We start from the raw sequence: 4848 nt of genomic DNA, 5'->3' as shown, positions 1-4848 counted from the left end.
ATACCTAAAATCCAAAGAACATCTAAAAGAACTAGTCAAAAAAACCTTCAATGAAAATATTGAAAAGAACAATATTACAATACATTGGTGTGAAACATTTATATCAAAAGTTTAGTAATTAACTATACTTTATTAAACCTGTTTTTTTTAGGTATAAAATAGGTTAAATCAATGTTTTTAGTTATAAAAACTTCACATTATTGTTATTTTCATCTAATAATTAATTTACTTATATTTTTTAGTTTCATATAAATAATTTAGGTTAAACAATAATTCATTTAATATTAACTTTTTATAGGCTAATTCAATTGAATTATCACTAAAAATGTATAATTGATGTAATTTAATGTTTATTTTTAAAAATTAAACTATTTTAAGAGCTTATTTTAAATAAATAGATTTATATACTATTTTCATAATAAATAATTTCGTAATGAGATTAATTTCTCATTGGTTGTCGAATTTAATGTTATGGAGGTAAAATATTTTGAAAAAACGAATATTGTTACTTGTGTTTATTGTATTAACAATTATATTATCTGCTAGTGCAATTTCAGCAAGTGATGAAAATGTTACGGATTTGTATTCTGCAGATCAAACAAATGATTCGTCTGTAATTTCACCATCAAGTGAAAATGATTTGAGTGTATCACAGAGTAATGCAGATGAAAATGCAGTTTTAGAATCTGATAATTCAAATAATTTATCAAATAACACTCTAGGAGAATCTTTAGAGAATAGTGTATTGAACGAATCTCCAAAAGTAAATACTTCATTAGAATCATCTAGTTCAGATATATACTATGGATCTAATTTTGAAGTTACTCTAAAAGATTCAAATGGTACTGGAATAGCTGATCAAAAAGTTATTATTAAAGTTGGTTCTAAAATTTATGAAACTAAAACCAATTCAAATGGTTTAGCTAGTGCAAAAATTGAACTTAATCCAGGTTCATATGTAACTACTATATCATATGAAGGTAATGATAGCTATAATTTGTCTAATATCTCAGGTACTGTTAGAATACTTCCAACTATAACATCTAAGGATATTTCTAAATATTACAAGGGTAGTGCAAAATATACTGCTACATTTTTTACTACTCAGGGAAAAGCATTAGCTAACACTAATGTAAAAATAAATATTAACGGTAAAACATATACTGTTAAAACTGATAGTAAAGGTGTAGTTAGCTTAGCAATTAATCTTAAACCTAGAACTTATGATGCATATGCATATGATCCTATTACTGGTTATACTTTAAGAACTACTGTTAAAGTATTATCTACTATTACAGCAAGTGATATATCTAAAGTATATACTGATAGTAGAAAGTTCACTGCTAAATTTTTAAAAAGTGATGGTAAAGCATTAGCTAATAAATATATTAAGTTTAAGGTTAATGGTAAAACATATAAAACTAAGACTAATAGTAAAGGTGTAGCTACCTTATCATTAACTAATCTTATGAAAGGTACATATAAAATAATTTCATATAATAATGATGGTTTGACTAAAAGTAATACTATTAATGTTATACGTAAATCATCTACTTCACTTAAAACTAGTTCATATGTATATTTAACTGGTGATACTAAAAGAATAAAAGTGACTTTACTTAATAAATTTGGTTATGCACCGGGTTCAGGTAAAGTTATTAAAGTTACTGTTAAAGGTAAAACATATACTGGTATTACAAATAGTAAAGGTGTAGCTACAATTAAATTAGCTAAATTATCTAAGGGATCATATACAGTAAATTATAAATTTACAGGTAATTCCTTTTATTATAAATCTAGCGCATCTAATAAATTAGTAGTACTACCAAGTAAAACTTCCAAGTTTACAGTCAAAAGTACAACTACTTTTGGGCAAGGTGCAAACACACCATTTAAAGTATCCCTAACTGCTAGTGGTATAGCTTTAGATAAAAAAACTGTAACTTTTAAAGTAAATGGTAAAACTTATACTAAAACTACTGATAAGAGTGGTATAGTATCTTTACCTATTGATTTAGCTATTGGTAAATATACAATTGATTATTCATTTAAAGGTGAATCAAAAATCAATGCTGCTAGTGGAAGTGCAGGTATAACTGTTAAAGAAAGATCTCCTACTTCTATCACATGGAAAAGTGGAACAAACTTTTATCAAGGAACACAAAGTTATAAAGTTTTATTGCTTGATTCAAGTAAAAAACCAATAAGTAATCAAGTTGTTAAATTAGCTATTAACTCTAAAACTTATGCAGCGACTACTGCTTCAAATGGTTATGCTACATTTTCAGTAAATGTTGCTCCAAACAATTATTCTGTTATATTTAAGTATGGTGGAAATAATGATTATGCTCCAAGTAATAATACAATTAACATAAGTGTTGAAAAGAAAAATTCAACAGGGTATGGATATTGGTTATTTGGTGGAGACATGAATAATGTTAATTTAGATACTTTAGCTTCCAAAGGAACTACTGATATATTTTTGAATTATTATGCATTTGAAAAGCATGGTGAATCAAAAGTATTGAAATGGATTGGAAATGCTAACACTAAAGGAATTAAAGTTCATATTTGGATGCAAACATTTTATCAAGGTGGAAAATGGGTAAATCCAGTCAAAAACGGATTACCGTACACTTCATATTTTACTCAAAAAATTAATGAGGCTGTAAAATACGCATCTATGAAAGGTGTTTCTGGTATTCATTTTGATTATATTAGATACCCAGGTACTGCATATAAAACAAATGGTGGTACTGCAGCTATTAATACATTCGTAAAACAAGCTGTAACTGCAATTCATGCAGCAAATCCTAATTGTTTGGTTTCAGCGGCTTTAATGCCGGAAACTACAAGTAGCATAAAGTATTATGGGCAAGATTATTCAGTTATTAGTCAATACATGGATATTGTTCTTCCTATGGTTTATAAAGGAAATTATGGTAAATCAACATCTTGGATTACATCAATAACTAAATGGTATGTTGATAACTCAAAAGGAGCTAAAGTATGGGCAGGTATTCAATCATATAAGTCTGATGATGATTTAACTAAATTATCTAGTTCAGCTTTAACTAATGATGCACAAGCAGCGCTTGATTCAACAGCTAATGGTGTTATTGTATTTAGATGGGGTATGTCTAATTTAATAAATTTCAACGATTTATCGGATAAAACATCTTCTCCGTCTTATAGTGGTTCTGTTACTATTAGCGATATTATAACTTCAGCTATTAGTTTAAAAACTTATGTAGAAACTAATGGTAAATTACCTAATACTGTATCTGTTAATGGAGAGTCTTATTTAACTCCACAATTTTTATACTTGATGTCTAAAGCATTGGAATCTATTGGCAATTCAAATTTCAATATAGAAATTTTACCTATTGTTGTAGGTGCAGCTTCTAGCTCAGGATCTTTTAATCAAAGTGATTTAAATAAGAAAGATTACATGGATTTAAATAATAGGATTATTTCTTTTATTAAGTCTAATTCTAAAGCTCCAAACTATGCAAGTAGTCCATTAGGTAATATTCCTTATAATTCATTAGTATATTCTTATGCTAAAATATTAAGTTTTTATAGTGCTAATAACAGATTACCAGAAAGTGTATTTGTAAATGCTACATTTAAAGCAACTACACCAAGTGTTGATTCAAAATATAAAAATGTAGATTATAAAAATATTTTAAAAGGAGCTAAATCATTAAGCGAATATTATAAGACTTATGGTAAGCTTCCATCTACAGTCACTATAGCTGAAGGTAAATATTCAACTGCAGAGTTCTTATATTTAATGAGTAAAGCTATTGTTCAGTTAAGTAATGGTAATACTAAATCAATTACTGCAATTGCTGTTAGTAATCCAAGTTCACCTTCTGGAAAGAACTTTAATGGTGAACAATTATCAAAAGCTAACCTTATTAAATTAGCAAATTCAGTAGTTAATTACATAAGTGCTAATAAAAAAGCTCCAAATTATGCCACATCAGCTATTGGAAATATTGCTTATGATGAATTAGTAGATTCATTTTCAAGATCATTAACATTTTATGGTAATAATAATAGATTACCAAATTATGTTGAGATTGTCTACAAAGCTTCTACAACAAATTATCCAACTTCAATTTCTGAATTAGCTAAAGAGTTAACTAAAGGTTTAACTTCTCAAAAAGCAAAAGCTAATGCATTATTTGTTTATGTTAGGGATAAAATTTCATATTCTTTCTATTATAATACTGTAAAAGGAGCCAGTGGAACTTTAACATCTGGGTCTGGTAACTGTTGTGACCAAGCACAATTATTAGTTGCTTTAGCTAGATCTGCTGGTTTAACTGCAAGATTTGCTACAGGGTATTGCACATTTACTAGTGGTAAAACTTATGGTCATGTATGGGTTCAGATTCAGATTGATGGCTCTTGGCATGCTTTAGATACTACTAGTAGTAGAAATACTTATGATAAGATAAATAATTGGAATACAAAATCTTATACTTCAAGGGGAACCTTTAACGTGTTACCTTATTAATCCTTAAGGATTAATATTTTTTCTTTTTTTTTTTGAAAGCTCAAATTTAGGGCAATAACAGCTTATTACATAATTTTTAATTAATTTTGCGTCATATGATTCTATAAATTATAAAGGTTATATATAAAATTAGAAAAATATTTTTTATTAAACATCTACTAGATTAATTATATTAATTACCTAAAATCTTTAGGGGACTGTCAATTTGTTAGGTCTTTTGTATATAAATAGTGTTTAATTTTTCAATTTTGTCTATTTGGTCTTCTTTTTGATTTTACATTTTTGATTTTTACGAAAGTTTTAAATACTATTTGTGTTTT

1 protein-coding gene is annotated in these 4848 nt (G+C 27.0%); it reads left to right on the top strand.

Annotated features, from left to right (window positions below; genetic code table 11):
* Positions 1-487: 487 nt before the first annotated feature.
* Entirely contained in the window at positions 488-4528 is a 4041-nt protein-coding gene (locus tag MBORA_RS08245; RefSeq protein ID WP_156482715.1) for a pseudomurein-binding repeat-containing protein, read from the top strand.
* Positions 4529-4848 lie beyond the last annotated feature (320 nt).

Origin of the sequence: Methanobrevibacter oralis, assembly GCF_001639275.1 — an archaeon.
GTDB classification, from domain to species: Archaea; Methanobacteriota; Methanobacteria; order Methanobacteriales; family Methanobacteriaceae; genus Methanocatella; species Methanocatella oralis.
Note: the sequence above shows the minus strand (reverse complement) of the source record. Positions and strands in the feature narration are given on the sequence as shown.